Annotated in this window: 11 protein-coding genes; 7 read left to right on the top strand and 4 right to left on the bottom strand. The window is 45.2% G+C overall.

Translation table 11 applies throughout. From position 1 onward, the window contains the following. Together L0M98_RS08410 and L0M98_RS08405 are read right to left on the bottom strand one after the other, a co-directional pair. Positions 1–1,299 carry a PDDEXK nuclease domain-containing protein gene (locus L0M98_RS08410; protein ID WP_136498336.1) on the bottom strand — a complete coding sequence of 433 codons (1,299 nt, stop codon included), beginning with the start codon at positions 1,297–1,299 and terminating at the stop codon, positions 1–3. 67 nt (positions 1,300–1,366) lie between these two features. Further along, complete coding sequence (locus L0M98_RS08405; protein WP_136498335.1) at positions 1,367–2,650, bottom strand: site-specific integrase; 1,284 nt, start codon at positions 2,648–2,650, stop codon at positions 1,367–1,369. A gap of 673 nt (positions 2,651–3,323) precedes the next feature. Between L0M98_RS08405 and L0M98_RS08400 the strand changes: the two genes are divergently transcribed. Continuing rightward, positions 3,324–6,353, top strand: a complete 3,030-nt coding sequence (locus L0M98_RS08400) for a FimB/Mfa2 family fimbrial subunit (RefSeq protein ID WP_227215548.1) — start codon at positions 3,324–3,326, stop codon at positions 6,351–6,353. 89 nt (positions 6,354–6,442) lie between these two features. Here the strand turns inward: L0M98_RS08400 and L0M98_RS08395 are convergent, their stop codons facing one another. Further along, on the bottom strand, positions 6,443–7,048 hold the full coding sequence (locus tag L0M98_RS08395) for a MarC family protein (protein WP_099293171.1): 606 nt from the start codon (positions 7,046–7,048) through the stop codon (positions 6,443–6,445). 165 nt (positions 7,049–7,213) lie between these two features. Between L0M98_RS08395 and L0M98_RS08390 the strand changes: the two genes are divergently transcribed. The 5 genes from L0M98_RS08390 to L0M98_RS08370 all read left to right on the top strand — a co-directional run bounded on the left by L0M98_RS08390 (position 7,214) and on the right by L0M98_RS08370 (position 14,943). Continuing rightward, positions 7,214–7,609, top strand: a complete 396-nt coding sequence (locus L0M98_RS08390) for a hypothetical protein (protein ID WP_099293172.1) — start codon at positions 7,214–7,216, stop codon at positions 7,607–7,609. Between the two features lie 66 nt (positions 7,610–7,675). Further along, positions 7,676–8,311 (top strand): DedA family protein, encoded by a 636-nt coding sequence (locus tag L0M98_RS08385; RefSeq protein ID WP_227215547.1) that lies wholly within the window; start codon positions 7,676–7,678, stop codon positions 8,309–8,311. A gap of 1 nt (position 8,312) precedes the next feature. Continuing rightward, positions 8,313–11,246 (top strand): calcium-translocating P-type ATPase, PMCA-type, encoded by a 2,934-nt coding sequence (locus L0M98_RS08380; RefSeq protein ID WP_227215546.1) that lies wholly within the window; start codon positions 8,313–8,315, stop codon positions 11,244–11,246. 149 nt (positions 11,247–11,395) lie between these two features. After that, positions 11,396–13,669: a cation:proton antiporter domain-containing protein gene (locus L0M98_RS08375; protein ID WP_227215545.1), complete on the top strand. Its 2,274-nt coding sequence runs from the start codon at positions 11,396–11,398 to the stop codon at positions 13,667–13,669. Between the two features lie 2 nt (positions 13,670–13,671). Continuing rightward, positions 13,672–14,943, top strand: a complete 1,272-nt coding sequence (locus L0M98_RS08370; protein ID WP_227215544.1) for a hemolysin family protein — start codon at positions 13,672–13,674, stop codon at positions 14,941–14,943. A gap of 77 nt (positions 14,944–15,020) precedes the next feature. Here the strand turns inward: L0M98_RS08370 and L0M98_RS08365 are convergent, their stop codons facing one another. Beyond that, positions 15,021–15,377: a NifB/NifX family molybdenum-iron cluster-binding protein gene (locus L0M98_RS08365; RefSeq protein ID WP_227215543.1), complete on the bottom strand. Its 357-nt coding sequence runs from the start codon at positions 15,375–15,377 to the stop codon at positions 15,021–15,023. Between the two features lie 637 nt (positions 15,378–16,014). Here L0M98_RS08365 and L0M98_RS08360 point away from each other — a divergent pair. Further along, on the top strand, positions 16,015–16,878 hold the full coding sequence (locus L0M98_RS08360; protein ID WP_227215542.1) for a helix-turn-helix domain-containing protein: 864 nt from the start codon (positions 16,015–16,017) through the stop codon (positions 16,876–16,878). Positions 16,879–17,270 lie beyond the last annotated feature (392 nt).

Below are 17,270 nucleotides of genomic sequence, written 5' to 3'. Positions count from 1 at the left end.
TCAATTTTGGGGATTATTGTCCTTGTCAAGGAAAGATGCCAGTTCTTCTTCCACCTCTTCCACACTTGGCAAAGCTGATTTCAAGTTTTCGGGTATAGCCTTGCTCAACTGGTAATCACTGATACCTATTGGCTGGTCGTAGCCTGTCAAAGCGTATTGTGCCACAATCTCGTCTTTTCCCTTACACAGCAATAGCCCGATAGTCTTGTTGTCATTTTCTCCCCTCAGTTTGTCATCCACCACATTGATGTAGAAATTCAGTTGTCCTGCATACTCCGGTTTGAACGGGGTAGCTTTCAGTTCTACAACAATGTATGCGTGTAGCGGAATGGAATATAGAATCAGGTCGGCAAAGAAATCACTGTTACCAATTTGAAAATGCTTCTGCCGTGCAACGAAAGCAAAACCATTGCCCATTTCCAACAAGTAACGGGTGACGTGCTTTACCAGTTGCTCTTCAATGTCCCTTTCGTCTGCCTTTTCTTTCGCTCCAGCCAAATCGAAGATATATGGGTCTTTCAACAGGTAATTGGCAAGGTCGCTTTGTGGTGCCGGAAGTGTGGCTGTGAAATTGTTTACCTTGTTGCTGCTGATTTGTCTGTTATATAGATTGGTTTCAATTTGCATTTTAAGGACATTGCTGCTCCAGCCCATTTCTACAGACTGCTTCATGTACCAATACCCTATGCCTAACGGTAACGAACCGTCAAGTATGACCATTTGGCTTGCCCAGTTTATTTTGGCAACAGGGGATTTCAGGAAAACTTTTTCTATTTCCCTAATTTCCATCCTGTAAATGGCAGAAACTGTTTTCTCCACATCCTGAATTTGCGCAGGAACTTCCTGCGTAATTTCTAAAGATTGACAATCAGCGGATTGTATTTGCGCAGTAAGTTCCTGCGTAAATTGTCCGTTGTTCAGTTTCAATACTTCATCTGTAACATTCTGTATGCTTGGAACAGACAGCCTTGTATCTGTATCAATGAAACTTCGTAGCACGTTCAACGGATATGACCGTGCAAATTGGCACATATAAGTAAGGTTACGCTCCGAATAACCTTTCTTTTCGGGGTAATTGAACCGGATAGCCTTTGCCAGTTGCTTGATGATTTTGCTTCCCCAACCTTTCAAGTTCTGATGATACAGGATATAGTTGCCCATTTTCCAGTAATGGAACAGCATTTGCGCATTGGCAGCGGTAATCAGCCGGACTTGCGCTTGTTCTATTTCCGAACCAACGGCATGAACAAATGCGTCAAAGTCCGTTTTTCCTATATGATGTTCTCTGTTATTTTCCATTCTAATGTTTATTGTTGTCGCAAATATAATTCAAATAGCGGATAATCTATGAAACTGATTGATACTTTTATAGTTGGTTAAACTTGTTCATGGCGTTTGCCTTAATATCATCCGCAATATCAATGTAGGGTTTCATAGCTTTATAGTCGCTATGCCCCGTCCATTTCATTACCACCTGTGCCGGAATTCCGAGAGCCAGCGCATTACAGATGAATGTTCTTCTTCCTGCGTGGGTGCTTAGTAATGCGTATTTTGGGGTGACTTCATCTATACGCTCATTCCCTTTATAATATGTTTCCCGTACAGGTTCGTTGATTTCAGCCAGTTCCCCCAGTTCTTTCAGATAATCATTCATCTTCTGATTGCTGATAACGGGCAGTGCCATGTGGTCTTCAAAATGGACTTCCTTGTATTTTTCAAGTATGGCTTTGCTATGGTCGTTCAGTTCAATAATCAGACTGTCTGCCGTTTTGACTGTTGTAACTTCGATATGGTCGGGTTTCACATCACTTCTTTTCAGGTTACGAACATCTGAATATCGCAGGCTTGTGAAGCAACAGAACAGAAAAACGTCCCTGACACGCTCCAGATATTGTTTGTCTTTTGGTATCTGATAATCTTTCAGCCTGTTCAATTCGTCCCAAGTCAGGAATATCACCTTTTTAGAGGTGGTTTTCAATTTGGGTTTGAAAGTGTCGTATGCCATGTTTTGATGATGCCCTTTCTTGAAGCTCCAACGCAGGAACCATTTGAGGAATCCCATCTGCTTACCGATGGTGCTGTTCCTCATATCCTTTTTGTCACGCAGGAAATTCACATATTCGTTCAATCCGAACTCGTTGAAATATTCAAAGGTTGCATCTTCTTTGAACTCATTGAGGTGATTTCTTACCGCTGCAAATTTCTCATAGGTAGATGCCGTCCAATTATTTTGATTGCCACACTCGGTTACAAACTCATCGAATACCTCCCAAAAACTTATCTGTGTTTCTTCCTGCTGCTCTTCGTTGGCATCTTTCATCCGCAGGTTGAACGCATCTTTTAGCTGTTGGGTGGTCGGCATGGTTTCCTGTACCTCAAACTCCTTGAACACGTTTTGAATCTCGGCATAGTATTTCAGCAAGTCCGCATTGATTTCGGATGCGCTTTGTTTTAGTTTGTTGGTGCATCCGTTCTTTACCCGTTGTTTGTCGGCATCCCATTTGGCTACGTCAATCCGGTAGCCTGTTGTAAACTCGATGCGTTGGCTTGCATATATGACACGCATACGGATAGGCACGTTCTCCACGATTGGCACTCCGTTCTTCTTTCGGCTTTCCAATGCAAAAATGATGTTTCGTTTGATATTCATAATTGGGTGCGTTTGAAAATTACACCCAAATTTACACCCAATATTTGAGATAACAAAACATATTCAGAAAGATTTAGATTTACTCCATACATTTGATTATATATGATTATCAATGATTTGCAATTTTATGATATTTTCTGAAAGCATAGGTTCGAGAGCCTCTCTCTCCGCCAAAGCAAGTCACTGAAAGAGAGTTAGCACACGGAAGCTGACTCTCTTTTTGCATCTAAAGGGATTCGAACCGAAGCGTCGGCAGGGAGTCGTAACGCATTCTCGAAGGGAGTGAAAGTCCCGAGTCATCCCTCCCGTGCGCAGGCAATCTCCCCCAACTCCTCTTTTTTCGTAAGTTTCAATCATCGAAACCAATCTGTTTTGTTTCACTATATAACACGAAATCAGAACCCGTTGATGCTCGTTTTTACCATTCCGAACACTTTTTCTAATCCGTTGCGTTTTTAGTCTCACCTACTCCACACCATTATCGACATTAGAAACAATAATAATTCTTTATTTTCTCTAGTTTAAGGATATTTACATTCCCAAAGCACGACTTGAAAACACAAAAAATCAAGTCAATGATTGGATGGGACTTTTATTTTTACATAGAGAAGGAGTGAGCGAACCTCGTACATACCGGGTCGACCACAGTGGAATATAATTTTAGGGAGAATATATGCATATTAATAGAATAAAAAGTTACTTAAATCTACTGCTATTCGCGGTACTTTTATTACCGGCTTCTTGTATCGATGAAAAAATACACCACGAAACAAAAGAAGGTTATATAGAAATTTCCGGTATCAATTCCCGCAGTTACACGGGAAGTTACGCGGGTGACGAAGCTGACAACAAAGTCGAGACGCTCCGCATTCTTGCATTCAACAAAACGAGCCGTGCCTGTGAAAACAATGTGCTGTACTACGGTTCCGCATTAGCCGAAAACACACTACGTCACCCGATCGAGCAAGGCGAATACGATTTTATCTTTCTGGCGAACGAACCCGCAGAGAACAGTATCAAAACAATACTCGACAATATCAGCGAATACGATGATCTGAAATCAATCGCATATCCCGCAACACATTTCACCTCCGAGCGTTCTATCCCCATGATCGCGGAAAACAACGGCGTGAAAATATTACCCGAGGGGAAGATTGAGGTAAATAACAACACAAATTCCGAATTAAAAATAGGACTCCGCCGACTGGCGGCACGCTTTGACGTCGTTCTGAAATCGACTATTGACTGGGGAACCACTAACACCGGGGAATTCAAGGGTATCACGTTATCGAACCTCCCGGACAGAGTGCCGCTTGTATATGGCTTACCCAGTACCCCGCAATCAAACTCATATACATACGACGAACCAACTCTGCCTTATACCGGGACAAACATCACAAGGGACGTGATCCGCCAGTTCACACTAGCGGACAACGCCGGATATTTTGAAGTAGACCCGAGCCTGTTGACAGTCGTAGATCAGGCAAAAGGCCTTGTATGGGCAGCCAAAGTAAAGAGAATCATTCTCCCTTCCAGCTATTTCAACGTGAAGACAGCCGAGGCAAACGCGATCATGTTCACGGTCAACTTGATTGACAAATACAGTCCCTCGTGCAAGTTGAAAATCCTATCCGACCCGGATTACAGACTACCCGCCAACGCAAGACTGGAACTGATCGGTACGATCAAGGAACCTTTAGAAATGAATATACAGCCTGCTCCATGGACCCGAGATGAAACCGGTTGGGAAATATCCGGTATCCGCAAACTGAACGTGTCGCAAACAGAAGTTAAGATGACCGACCAAAACGGCGTTCGAATCTCTTTCTGGTCTAATATGCCGGTTGTGAAAGTACTCGACGTGGTAGAAAAAGAAGGAGCGGGCGACCGACCGACAAACGAAGTATTCAACTGCCTAACGGTAGATGCCAACAACACCTCCCCTTACCGTTTCCATTTCGACCCGACCACAGGTAGCGGGTACATGGACTTACTGATCGACGGTACCAACCGGATTTCCGGCACCCCTCACGACAGGACTGAAAACATGAGCGGTAAATACACGTTGACTTTATCGGCAGAGGATGAAAACGGCAAAAATCAATTACAAAGAACAATTACTGTCACGGTAACACAAACGGGGCTACGATTTGTACACAACCCCACGGCAAACGCCCACGGATTATTTAACGGCGTGTTTTTCAAACACGACCAAAAAGGCGAACGCATCATTACCGGACAACACGCCATAGACCGCCCGTGGTCTGTAACGGTACCCGATGATTTTCAAGATTGGCTCGTGGTAAGTGCCACGCCCAGTTTCGACCCGGGTGTCGGCACCGAATACCCCGGGGATGCCGAACACTATCAAGTGTTTCCCAACCCGTATAGGGCAGAGAAAGAGGGCAAGAAAATCGAAGGTATTAACGGGCGAATCTATTTCCGTATCGGCATCAAGGAGAGTTCCAATCACGTGCCGAGCAAGACTTCTGCTCCAAAATTCGGGTATGTCACTTTAACCTACTACCCGGGAGGCTGGCAAACCACCATGAGAATCTACGTTCGGCAAGGCGAAGCCCCGGCATACATATACAGCCCGAGCGATCCAATCCCGGATGTCGTTCATAACGGCTGGAACGGCAACACCGACATCACGGCACAAGTCCGGGCAGATATGCGCCTAACCTCAACGAACACACGCCGGGGAGCGGTAAAATTCTCGCCTTATAACCTGACTACCCCCAAACTGGCAGGGTATACCGATCCCGACTACGAGAATGTTAATGCCAGAGGTGCCCAATTTGTCGACTTTCCTTCACAAGCGGGGGCATTCTTCCAGTGGGCGGTCGATTTACAAGGCAATACTGCAGGCATAAACTACACGGATTATTACCGGAGAGGCTTCAACCCGAGCAGGTCATCTCTAATCTCAGGTTTCCCGTGGGATTATCCCGAATTTCCCATCATGTGGGCAGGGGCTAGCGGCATACCTGCATATAAAAACACGTTTGAGATTTGCCCCACGGGCTATCGTCGTCCCACGGACGGGTACACGAATAAAGTATCATACAACGGATACTACGATTATTTGCCCGCCACGAATACACCCGCCATGAATCATTTGGAAGACGTGGAACAGTCCGAGTTAAGAGTTTCTTTATTTAACGTGCCCTTCGCAGGGAATGCAGCTTCAAGCGCGGACTATATTACCGTGTTCGACAACGTCGTGGGAACGAATACCGGTCCCGGCACGTATCCTTACGGGACAAGCGGCATCGCCCGCAAGCAGTTGAAGAATACAACCTTCACCTTTTACTCGGACGGATTCTTCGACAGGCGACCGATTAAGGAACCCTCGAACGGCAATTACGGCGTATCGATAGACAACAGCCATGCCGCTTATCAAGGGGTATTGTATTTCAACCCCACAACCTACGCGTCCGTTTTCTTCCCTTCCGCCGGTCGTCTGAATAACACAAACGGAAAGCTGGAGGGTGCAGGTAGTACCGGTTATTACTGGTCAGCCAGCGTAAGCCCGCAATACACGAGAAACGAATTAATAACGGAAACCAATAACAGAACGGTTCGTTACGGGGGATGGTCATTCGAATCCGCGTATAATTCCATAAACTTCAGGGTCGCGTACCAAGGTTTTGCTCAAACGATACGCTGCGTGGAAGAAGTGATTATTAACGTGAGATAGAAGATTACAATTGAGTTACTCACCGTCTTCGGTTATCTTTCCAATCACGGAATAATTCAATCATAAATCGAGAAATCATAAATCCCAAATTAAGACAGTGACTTGATAAACAAACTGATCCCGTCGAATATCATCTGCAAACCGATCGTGGCAACAATCAGCCCGATAATACGAATTAAAGGATTCATGAAATTGTACTTGATCAGGAAATTCCCGATACGACGGGCCTGTAACATACAGAATAGGTTCACGGCCAGAGCGATTAATATGGAAATAATCGTGATCTCGCGACCGTACTGAACGGGAAAAGTCACTGCCGCCGTGATCGTCGCGGGTCCCGCAATCATAGGAATAGCAATAGGCACCGTGGTAAGGTCTGCCAGCTTGATATGCTCATCCACTTTCAAAAAGAAACCTTTCAACAACCCGGACAAACCGTTATACATCAACACGGCACCGCAAGTGATTTGAAAAGAATACAACTCGACATGAAAAACATAACTGAACGTGAGCTCGCCAAGAAAAAGGAAAAACACCAGAATCAGCGCCGCCGTGATTGTTGACTTGATAGAAATATAGCGCAATTCCTTCAAACTAAATCTCTCTTGCAGAGAGGTTACGATCAACACTTTCTGTACCGGGTTCACCAACGCCAAAAGAGCCACGATACATCCTAATATCATTTTTACTGTCATGACCTGTGTATTTCAATTACATCGCGAAGATAGAGGATAAAAGATAAAAACTGAAAGATAAAAACTAAAAGTTAGTTTAGAGTTCACATTCTAAACTTTAAACTGGCAAGACTCTTTATAGTATTAATAAATTATATTACTTTTGAGCCTGTAAATTACATCATAATGAAAAGGCTGTTTTTACTAGATATACCTATATTTCTATTTTCTTTAGTATTCATTGTCAACGGGCTGCAAAAGACAATGACCGAGAGAGAGAGTATAGTGTACGTCCAAGAAGAACAGCTGTCTATCCCGGAAACCCAAGCGAATTTTCATTCTCATGACGGATTTTTCCACCACCTTCTGGCGGACGAGGGTATCACGATGCCTCACGGACGACGTTTCGGGTTGAACAAACCGCCAAAGACTAACGTGTATTTCCGAAACACGGTTAACGGTTTGAAAAACAAACCGCTCAAGTTAGCCATCGCGGAAAACACGAGGCATTTCATGCAATATCTTACTACCCGCCACAGTCAGGGATTTTATATTTATTCGCTAAAAGAGTTAATTTTATGACACAAAATATCCTTTACGGCGTACAAGGTGAATAAATATAGAATATTGTAAACTGAATTATATAATATGATCGATTGGCTTCAATCAATTCTCGATTGGTATATGTATAACGTGAACTACTGGAGTGTTCTCGTCTGTATGGCTATCGAGAGTACCATCATACCTTTTCCGTCAGAACTAATCGTGCCTCCGGCTGCGTGGAAAGCCGCAAACGGGGAACTCAACTTCGTGCTCGTTATCGTGTTCAGCACCATCGGGGCGGTTATCGGGGCATTGGCAAACTACGTGCTTGCCTGCACGCTGGGACGGAAATTCATTTACTCCTTCGCGGAATCACGCTGGGGAAAGGTATGCGGCATGACAAAAGAAAAAATAGAAAAATCCGAACAATACTTTTTGAAATACGGCAAAAGTTCCACGTTAATCGGGCGACTGACTCCCGGCGTGAGAAGCCTTATCTCGCTCCCGGCAGGACTCGTGAGAATGCCGTTGAAAAGTTTTATATTATACACGGCAGTGGGAAGCGGCATTTGGAATCTGATTCTCGCCACCACCGGATATTTTCTGTATTCCCGAAAAGAACTGCTGGAAATGTATTTCACGGAAATAACCATCGCGATGCTGGTCGTGGGATGCTGCTTTTTCGGGTACCTAATTATAAAGAACATTCGTAAAAAAAACAAATTAAATACAAAATCATAACATGGAATCACGCAAACACTACATGGGACTCACGGACAAACAAGTCGAGGAAAGTCGTGAAAAACACGGTTCAAACGTGTTGACGCCCCCGAAAAGGGACTCCCTGTGGCAAGTATTTATCGGGAATTTCGAGGATCCCGTCATTCGTATATTAATGGTAGCCGTTTTCCTTTCCGGGGGAATAGCCATTGCCATGTATTTCTCGGAAGGCATTATCGAGATAGCCGAAACCATCGGTATTGCCGTCGCCATTCTGCTGGCAACAGGCGTAGCCACGTGGTTCGTCTGGGATGCCAACAAGAAATTCGATGTGCTGAATCAAGTGAACGACGACACATTGGTAAAGGTCATCCGTAACGGCAACGTACACGAGGTGGCAAAAAAAGACATCGTGGTCGATGACATCGTGATACTGGAACAAGGAGAGGAGATCCCCGCCGACGGGGTATTGTTGGAAGCCCTCTCTTTGCAGGTCAACGAATCGAGCCTCACGGGAGAACCCGTTGCCAACAAGACGACGATCGAGAGCGAATTTAACATAGAGGCTACCTATCCCTCCAATCACGTGATGCGGGGAACCACCGTCGTGGACGGTCACGGAGTGATGCAAGTACTCGCCGTGGGCGACTCTACCGAGTTCGGACGAGTGGCTGAAAAATCATCGGAGAAAAGCGAAGAACCAACCCCACTGGACACGCAACTCGAATCACTCGCCAAATTCATCGGAGTGATCGGGTTCTGCGGTGCGGCCGTGATGTTCACGATACTGTTTATTAAAGGGTTGTTTTTCAACCCGACCTATCCCACTCCCGAACTGGGACAACTGGGATTGATCGGTGCGGTGATTATCGCTGCCGTTATCATGCTGGCAAAAGTCTGGGTACCCGTTGTTTACGACGTGTATTCTTTACAAGGCAAGGACAAACCGCTTCCGAAGAGTATTGCTGCGGGAGGTTGGGGACGCTGGATACTTTACGGTCTGGGAGCATTGGTCGTGATGCTCGCTATCGGTCTGGCATTCGGTGTGAAACCGTGGGACCCGCACGCATGGATTCCGCTGGGACTCGGCAAAAAGATTCTTTCCGCTTTCATGGCTTCCGTTACCCTAATCGTGGTGACCGTGCCGGAAGGATTGCCGATGAGCGTTACCCTCAGCCTCGCGTTGAGCATGCGCAAGATGTTGAAATCCCACAATCTCGTGCGGAAAATGCATGCTTGTGAAACCATGGGCGCAACGACCGTGATCTGCACGGATAAAACGGGTACGCTGACGCAAAACCAGATGACGGTGTACAAGACAAACTTCTACGGGTTGGATGGCGAACGTCTGTCTGATAACGAATACTCGAAACTACTTGCGGAGGGGATCGCCATGAACACGACAGCTTTTCTGGATTTCAGCGACCCGGAGAAGGTAAAAACACTGGGCAACCCTACCGAGGCGGCGTTGTTACTCTGGCTGAACGACCAAGGTATCAATTACGCGGAATCGCGGGAAAGTGTCACGGTAATTGAACAGTTGACATTCTCCACCGAACGGAAATACATGGCAACCCTCGTGCAATCACCTACTTTCGGGAAGAAAATCCTGTACGTGAAAGGTGCCTCGGAAATCCTTTTCGGATACTGCAAAAACGCTATTGTCGGCGACAAAACAGTACCTATCGCCGAGCAACAACCCACAATCGAGGAACAATTGCTCGAGTACCAAAATCAAGCAATGCGAACGCTCGGGTTCGCTTACCAGATCATTGAAGACGACGAACCGCATTTTAAAGACGGACGATTGTATAACACGGAATTGACATTCCTCGGCATCGTTGCCATATCCGACCCCATTCGCCCGGATGTGCCGGATGCCGTACAACGCTGCTTCGACGCCGGAATCCAAGTTAAGATGGTAACAGGGGACACCCCGGGTACCGCGAAGGAGATCGGGCGGCAAATCGGGTTATGGACAGAAAAAGATACAGACCAAAACCTGATTACCGGGGTTGAATTTGCCAAACTGACGGACGAGGAAGCCCTCGACCGGGTACTCGACATGAAGATCATGTCGCGGGCGCGACCATTGGACAAACAACGGTTGGTACAACTGTTACAGCAAAAGAAACAAGTCGTGGCAGTAACGGGTGACGGAACAAACGACGCTCCCGCATTGAATCACGCTCACGTCGGACTATCCATGGGTAGCGGAACATCGGTAGCCAAGGAGGCCAGTGATATTACCCTGCTCGACGACTCGTTCAGCAGTATCACCTCCGCCGTGATGTGGGGACGTTCCGTGTACCAGAACATACAACGCTTCGTGCTGTTCCAGTTGACGATCAACGTGGCAGCCTTGATTATCGTGCTATTGGGGTCGTTGTTCGGTTCCGAACTGCCGATCACGGTAACGCAAATGCTGTGGGTAAACTTAATCATGGATACATTCGCGGCAGGAGCACTCGCCTCTCTCCCACCCAGTCCGGACGTGATGAAACGGAAACCGAGGGACTCGAATGCCTTTATTATCGTACCGCGGATGCGCACACTTATCCTAACCACGGGTATCGCTTTTGTGGTAATCTTGATGAGCTTACTCTATATACTATCCCACTACGCGGGAGGAATAGACGCCGCCACACCGCAAGGCTTGGACAACCTGACGATTTTCTTTACCGTGTTCGTGATGTTGCAATTCTGGAATATGTTCAATGCCAAAACCTTCGGCACGAACGAATCCGCATTCAAGAACCTTTCCAAGAGCGAAGGATTCCTTACTGTCGGGTTGGCCATTGTCGTGGGACAAATCCTCGTGGTAAACTTCGGGGGAAGCGTATTCAGAACAGTACCCCTCTCGTGGACGGAATGGATATGGATCACGGCTGCAACCTCGCTGGTGTTGTGGGTAGGCGAAATATTCCGGGCAATAAAGAGAAGAAAAGAAAAATAAGTCCGTAAGGTCCATAAGCTCACGGGTGTCCTTCGGACAGTGTTTATCGGCAGCATATAGCTACCGTAGACAAAGCGCCCCGCAGGGGACCATGGACCTTATAGACCTTATGGACTTTACAGACTTTATAGACCCAAATTGATTAAATTATGAAAAGAAACAGCTCAAATTACTGGATATATCTGGGAATGATTAGTGTATTCGGGGTGTTGATCTACCTTGCCCTGTGTTCGGGCGAGCGTTTTGACCATCACCCGGGAACAGGTATAATGCCCACAAGTGCCGGGGCATTCGAACTGTTCACGAACATTATTTCCGATAATATGACAAATTCATTGACGATACTGTTATTACAGATCATCGTGATTTTGCTTACCGTCCGGGTGTTCTCTTATCTTTTCAAATATATCGGGCAACCGGGTGTGATGGGAGAAATCGTGGCAGGTATCGTCCTCGGTCCCTCTCTACTAGGATATTTCTTCCCGGAATTTTCCGCTAACCTGTTCCCTCCCGAATCACTGGACAACCTCAACCTGCTTAGCCAAATCGGGCTAGTATTGTTTATGTTCGTTATCGGGTTGGAACTGGATTTCAGCGTATTGAAAAACAAGCTGAATGAAACGCTCGTCATCAGTCATGCGGGGATAGTGGTACCTTTCTTCCTTGGCGTGGTGGCAGCAATCTGGGTATACGAGGATTATGCTTCGGGACAAACGGCGTTTCTGCCTTTTGCTCTCTTTATCGGGATATGCATGAGTATCACGGCATTTCCCGTGTTGGCACGCATCGTGCAGGAACGGAACATGACGAAAACATCCGTGGGGATGCTTTCTATTGCCTCGGCTGCCAATGACGACGTGACAGCGTGGTGTCTGCTGGCAATCGTTATAGCACTCGCCAAGGCGGGAACTTTTGTCAGTGCCCTGTACACGATCGGACTAACACTGATTTATATTGTTTTCATGTTTCTCGTGATGCGTCCCTTCCTGCGGAAGATCGGTGAAACTTACGCCTATTCGGAAGTGATTAACAAAACATTCGTGGGGTTTATATTCCTTATACTTGTCTTGTCATCGGCAATAACGGAAATCATCGGGATTCATGCCCTGTTCGGTGCGTTTATCGCCGGAGTGGTAATGCCCACGAATATAGGATTCCGCAAAGTGATGATGGAAAAAGTGGAAGATGTTTCACTCGTGTTCTTTCTTCCGTTGTTTTTTGCCTTCTCGGGTTTACACACCGAAATAGGTTTGATTAACACACCTGAATTGTGGGGCGTTTGCTTGCTGTTTATCGTGGTAGCCATCGCCGGAAAATTCGGGGGCTGCACCCTTGCCGCCCGTGCCGTCGGGGAGAATTGGAAAGACAGTCTTATCGTGGGAACATTGATGAATACACGGGGACTGATGCAACTCGTGGCACTGAATATCGGCTTCGAAATGGGCATTCTCACCTCGGAGATGTTCGTGGTATTACTGCTAATATCGCTACTGACAACGTTCATGGCAACACCAATGCTTTCGCTTGTCGAACGGATATTCTCGAAACAAAAAGAAAGCAAGGGACACCGGGAGAAGGTGCTACTCTCGTTCGGTAGACCGGAAACAGGAAAAACACTATTGAATATTGCCGATTTGATGTTGGGACATCGTTTGCAATCGAGCCTGATCACCGGGATACACTTCACGTTAGGGACCGACCTCAACCCAGCCAAGGCAGATGAATACGAGCAAGAAAGCTTTATCCCCTTACGGGAAGAAGCAGAACATTTGCAATTACACGTTCAAGAGCGTTACCAAGTGACAGACAGGCTTATTCCCGAAATGGTAAAAATAGCGCGACAGGAACAGGTAGACCACCTTTTCCTCGGCGCCGGACAACAGTTCATGATGGGGAATGACGTTCCCGCGGGCACATTCGGCAAGAAGTTCACCACGGTTTCCCGTTGGCTGAAACAACTCAAGAATCACCCGTTGCATCTGCCGGGAACGTTGTTAAGGCAGAAACTGGAATCTATCATGGAACACGTGGATTGCTCCGTGGGCATCTTTGTCAACCGGGGTTTCACGCACGCATCTTACATCCTGCTACTCGTGGATAATGAAACTGACCTTTTCCTGTTCAATTATGCGCAAACCCGTCTGGGAGAACAAAGTATGACGATACGCATCTGCTTTACAGACGAACACCCGAACGAAACCGTGCTTGCCCGAGTCACGTCCGACTTCGTGCAACGCGATACCGCAAAGTTTATTCTGGATACACCTCTGGTTACCAATCCTCTCGCGGAGGACAAAGAAAGCTTGTTGGTTTTAAGTTACGCGACTTGTCAGAAACTGTCGAAAGACCAGAATCTGTTTGCCAAGTTACCTTCACTTCTAATCATACGGCCTCAAATAAATACGGAAAATACAAATAAATAGATATGGAATTTTTTATCATTATAGGACTTATTCTTTTAAATGGAGTGCTCGCCATGTCGGAGATAGCGATGGTGTCGGCACGTAAATCGCGTCTTGAGACGGAAGCCAGAACAGGGAACAAATCTGCTCGGCGGGCTTTGAAACTCGCCAACGAGCCGGATCGTTTCCTGTCGACCGTCCAAATCGGGATCACCCTTATCGGTATCCTTACCGGTCTTTATTCGGGACAGGCTTTAGCCGGGGATCTCGCCGTATGGGTGGAGAAAATAGAGCCATTGCAACCTCACGCCCTGCTAATTTCTAAAACAATCATCGTGATCGTGGTGACTTACCTGACTCTAATCTTCGGGGAATTGGTTCCGAAACGTATCGGGATGGTTGCTGCCGAACGGATGGCCAAGATCATTGCCGCCCCGATGGACATACTCTCCCGTATAGCATCCCCGTTCGTATGGCTGCTCTCTGCCAGCACCTCATTTATGATGCGGGTACTCGGTCTTAATAAAACAGGCAGCAATAAAATCACGGAAGAAGAGATCAAGGCTATCATACAGGAAAGTACCGCGGAAGGCGAGATTCAAGAAGTGGAACAGGACATCGTGGAGCGTGTATTCAATCTCGGCGACAGGGATATTGCCTCCATCATGACGCATCGCAGTGATCTGGTATGGCTTAATATCACGGACTCCAACGACCGGATTCGTGAAATAGTCAAAACAAACCTGCACACGATTTACCCCGTGTCGGATACCAAACTGGATAATATTGTAGGTGTCGTGTTCCTAAAAGACCTCTTCGGAAAGATCGACGCACCGGACTTTAATCTGAAAGCCCTCGTCCGTCCCCCGCAATATTTTCCGCAAAACCAAAGCGTGTACAACGCGCTGGAACATTTGAAACAAGGACATCTCAAATACGGGCTGGTCACAGATGAATTCGGGAGCATCGAGGGTATCGTAACCTTGAAAGATATCGTGAAAGCCCTCATCGGCGACGTTCCCGAAATAGGTGAAGAACCGGATATCGTGCAACGGGATAACGGGACATTCCTCGTGGACGGTCAATGTCCCTTCTATGATTTTCTCGCCTATTTCGACATGGAATTCCTATACACGAACCACTATTATAACACGTTGAGCGGTCTGATCCTAAAAATATTGGAACACATCCCTCGCACCGGGGAAAAACTGGTATGGTATAACTTCGAATTTGAAATCGTGGATATGGACGGGGCACGTATAGACAAGGTACTTGTCAAAATAAATAAAGAGTAAGGACTTATTAAAGTTCCTTACTCTCACACCATCAACACCTTGCAACATTATTTGGTCTTTATGGTATCTTGTGTATATCACTTATGATCCCCGCACTCGTGGTTACAAGCAATGCCCGAATCCAACAGAAAACCCTTGAGGTAACCTTCCGTGACTTTCCGCACATCACCCTTGCAGCCGCGAAGTACTTTTATTCCCTGCTCGCTTAATTTATTCAAAGCACCATCCCCCATACTTCCGGCAAGCATGACGGTAACACCTTTCTCCCGTAACACGGCTGCAATATCCGATTTACAACCGCATCCTTGCGGAGAAGGAAGCGTTTCAACACTTGTAATGTTTTTCATGTCGTCGACGGTAAACAAGGTATAATACTCACAATGCCCGAAGTGGTCGTCCACCGCGTTGTCTTTGGTTGGTACAGCAATTCTCATGATTAAATTCCTTTCTTTATAGTTTCTATTGAAAAATCACTCTTTATAGATAGAGGAACAAATGTACTGTTTTTTTTATTGAATAGTACCCCTAGGCAGAAATGAATATTTATTCATTACGAATAATGATAAACATCTTTTCATAAAAACTCGCTAACCGAAACTATTACAAGGCCATTTTTCTCATTCCATACAACTTATTGTAATATTCATTATTATTTCTAACTTTGTAATGGAAAGAAAATTACCCACACAAGCATGACGAAAACACAGCTTAGAAGGGTAGAGTTAGAAGATGAAAAAAAGAGTGTTGGCATTTATAATTTTACTTTGAAAGGAAGGAGAAAAGTGAAAGTAAAATATATAATTCGATATTTATATGCAATACAAATAAATTTATATATAGACACAATACTTGTTGAAAAAGGATTTATTGTACACGATATAAAAAGCTAAAACGGGCAATAATTAACAGGTTTAAAAACCTCTTAAGATTTATGCTTGAACAATGAAAAAAAGAATGTTCGATGCACGGGGATAGGTATGTCAAAATTTTAACGGGAATTAAAGTCTGACATGAATCGAGGGAAAAGATAGAACCCGGAGAATCGAAGAATTAACAACCAGCTAAACCAATATGAACAACAAGATTATAGAACATCCGAGTTGTCATAGTGTTGACAATTTGAATAAACCACAAATAGAAACTGTTAGTATTCCGAAAGGTACAACGGGATGCTTGGAACTTAATCATAACGAGGTTGCTTTTTTCTTGGAAGGGCGCTTGAAGTTTATCTTCGGTAACTTCCATGAACACGAAAGCAAGAAAGGGCAAATTCTATTTCTCCCTGTTGGAGAACGATATTTTTATCGCGCACCGACTAATGCTATCGTCATGGTCTTCAGGTTGCATGGTCCGTTAAAACTGTGCGACAACTACCCCGTGGAGAAACTATACGGAGCGAAAGCCTTTGTTACGGGAAATAATTGCAAACCCCGGAAAGAAAAACTAAACATGTTACAAATTAATTCACACCTATGGCATTTCCTTGACGGGATAAATAATTGCCTCACGGACGGGATCAATTGTAATTACTATTTTGAATTGAAAATCAAAGAGTTTTTCTTATTATTGAGGACATATTACACGAAGGAAGAAATTCACGACTTTTTCCAACAGATACTGACAAAGGACACCATATTCTCTGAATTTGTGAGACTTAACAGTAAACGTTTCCGAACGGTTACAGAAATTGCAGATGCGATGAATCTATCGCCGAAGCAATTCGCTAAAAAATTCGTGGAGATATTCAAGGAAACTCCTTACCAGTGGATGAAAGCAAACAAAGCAAAGGTTATTCAAGATGAAATCACCTCGACCAATAAGCCTTTCAAACAGATAGCTTACGAAAACGAATTCAGCACAATTGCCCAATTCACGAAGTTTTGCAAGAAAGAAATAGGTAAAACACCCAGTAGTATAAGGGCCAGTGTAGAGTAAACAAATCTGTGTCCCAAATAATTTGCAAAAATTCACGGGGACATTTAACAAGACTTCTAGCAACAGAAAGAAGGCAGGATAATTCCAAGAGGATCACCTATATTAATAAGTTATTCAAGCAGATAGCATACAGAAACAAGTTTAGTTCGATGACTTGATTCACGGTATTTTATACCATGAAAATAGGCTCAACACCCACTTGTATAAGGGTTGGTGTGAAATTGCAGGCTGAAATTGCAAACAAAAAGGGAGAAATTGATAAATACAATTTAATACTCATAGCGTATTTTTGACAAACCATTTAGGGTTAAAGGTCTTTCCGGAAATCACCCGAAGCCGGAAGTAAAATAGTTGAAGTCCGCAATATGTATTAATGATTCAACAAATTCGGG

The sequence above is a fragment of the Butyricimonas sp. DFI.6.44 genome, from assembly GCF_022132345.1.
Classification (GTDB): domain Bacteria; phylum Bacteroidota; class Bacteroidia; order Bacteroidales; family Marinifilaceae; genus Butyricimonas; species Butyricimonas muris.
The sequence above is the reverse complement of the archived record's forward strand: the minus strand, read 5'-3'. Positions and strand labels throughout refer to the sequence as shown.